This window comes from Gelidibacter sp., assembly GCF_035577925.1.
Taxonomy (GTDB): Bacteria; Bacteroidota; Bacteroidia; order Flavobacteriales; family Flavobacteriaceae; genus Gelidibacter.
Genome location: NZ_DATJCY010000050.1, coordinates 1 through 2,126, shown reverse-complemented (window position 1 = coordinate 2,126; position 2,126 = coordinate 1). Strand labels below are relative to the sequence as shown.

Genomic DNA, 2,126 nt, shown 5'->3' with positions numbered 1-2,126 from the left:
ATATGCAACCACAGGTAATAAGGCTGTACCTAAATAGACAACTTGTTTTCTAAGGTCAGCTTTATTGATAATAATACTGTTTGTTGGAAAGTGTTATCATAATACATCAAGTCACATAACGAAAAATGCAAACAAAAAATGAAAAAAGTAATTTTTAAAACGATTTTTTTATTCGTTGGTCTTTTGATATTAAGTTCAAATTTAAAATCCCAAGATAAGGATTTTCATATTTACTTAAGCTTTGGACAATCGAATATGGAAGGTGCAGCTAAAATTGAGCCTCAGCACCAATCTGTAGATGAAAGATTTCAAATGATGGCCACGGTTGATTGTCCAGATTTAGGCAGAGTTAAAGGTAGCTGGTACACTGCAACACCTCCTTTAGCTCGCTGTCATACTGGTATAGGACCGACCGATTATTTTGGAAAATCAATGGTTGATAACTTACCTGATAATATTAGGGTAGGTGTGATAAATGTAGCTATTGGCGGATGCAAAATAGAACTTTTCGATAAAGAAAACTATAAAGATTATGTTGCAACAGCTCCAGGCTGGATGGAAAATATGATCGTTGACTATGGCGGCAATCCTTATGGGCGATTAGTTGAAATGGCAAAACTCGCACAAAAGGATGGTGTTATAAAGGGTATTTTATTACATCAGGGAGAATCTGACACTGGTGATATCACTTGGCCAGAAAAGGTAAAAGAGGTATATACTAATTTATTGAATGATCTTGGATTGAATGCAGCCGATGTTCCACTTCTAGCTGGAGGAGTTGTTTCAGCTGATCAACACGGTAAATGTGCAAGCATGAATGAAATCATTGCTAAACTACCAGAAACGATTCCAACTTCCCACTTTATCTCTTCTGTAGGATGTAAAGCTGCTGCGGATAGTTTGCACTTTACGTCAGAAGGCTACGAGCTTTTAGGGTTCAGATACGCTGCAAAAATGCTCTCTATTAATGGTTACAAAGCAACAGTTCCTGCTGGTTTTGATAATTTACGTACAGGTATTGAACGAGGCAAAATTGATTCAATAGAATATACATCTAAAACAGTAGGAGTTGACCGTAAAGCCTTAGTCTATTTACCACCTAACTATAGTAACAAAAAGAAATATCCTGTACTTTATTTGTTACATGGAATAGGGGGTGATGAAAAGGAATGGTTAAATGGAGGTCAGCCTCATATTATCTTGGATAACTTGTATTCGGATAATAAAATTGCTGATATGATTGTGGTAATGCCAAATGGTCGTGCAATGAAAGATGATCGTGCTGAAGGTAATATAATGGCAGCTGATAAGGTTGAAGCATTCGCTACTTTTGAAAGAGATTTGTTAGATGATTTAATACCTTTTATCGAGAAAACATATTCTGTTTATACAGATCGAGAAAATCGTGCAATTGCTGGCTTATCGATGGGTGGAGGACAAGCATTGAATTTTGGGCTAGGTAATCTTGATAAATTTGCTTGGGTTGGAGGTTTTTCATCAGCTCCTAATACTAAGGGTGTTCAAGAACTGATTCCTAATGTAGATAATGCAAAAGAGTTGCTAAATCTATTATGGATTTCATGTGGAGATAAAGATGGACTAATTTCTGTAAGTAAACGTACACATGATTTTTTAGTTTCGAATAACGTAGAGCATGTTTATCGCGTAATACCAAATGGATATCATGATTTCAATGTTTGGAAAGAAGGGCTGTATAACTTCTCGCAACTTTTATTTAAGGATGTAGACTCCGATTTAATAAGAAAGTTCAGTTATATAACTCCTGAAAGTACTTATGTATCTGCAAATCGCTTCAATTAAAGCTTTACTTATATACTCAAAAAGCATAAATATTTTTTTGGAAAAATATGATAAGAAAAAAATGATATACTGAGAGTTATTAAATACCCATTTAAAGGTGGCTTTCATAATTACTTAATTCTTATCAATGATTTTCTTTTATTTAATCCCTCTAATTAGCACATTTCAAACATGCAGTGAATGAGAAATGTAGAAAATTAGAGGGATTAATTCATTTATATTATTGGAATCCACTAGATATAGGCTATGATATTCTGTTTTATACAAAATTGAGATTACTATATGAGTCAATAATAACAACATGT

Annotated in this window: 1 protein-coding gene; it reads left to right on the top strand. The window is 34.0% G+C overall.

Going from position 1 to position 2,126, the window contains the following annotated elements; all coding sequences use genetic code 11:
• Positions 1-138: 138 nt before the first annotated feature.
• A complete protein-coding gene (locus tag VNJ50_RS01645; protein ID WP_325578428.1) occupies positions 139-1,821 on the top strand; it encodes a sialate O-acetylesterase in 1,683 nt (560 codons plus the stop codon).
• Positions 1,822-2,126: the final 305 nt, after the last annotated feature.

Excerpts from the sequence above, each read along its gene's own strand:
- VNJ50_RS01645 (WP_325578428.1), top strand. The coding sequence starts at position 139 with ATGAAAAAAGTAATTTTTAAAACGATTTTTTTATTCGTTGGTCTTTTG.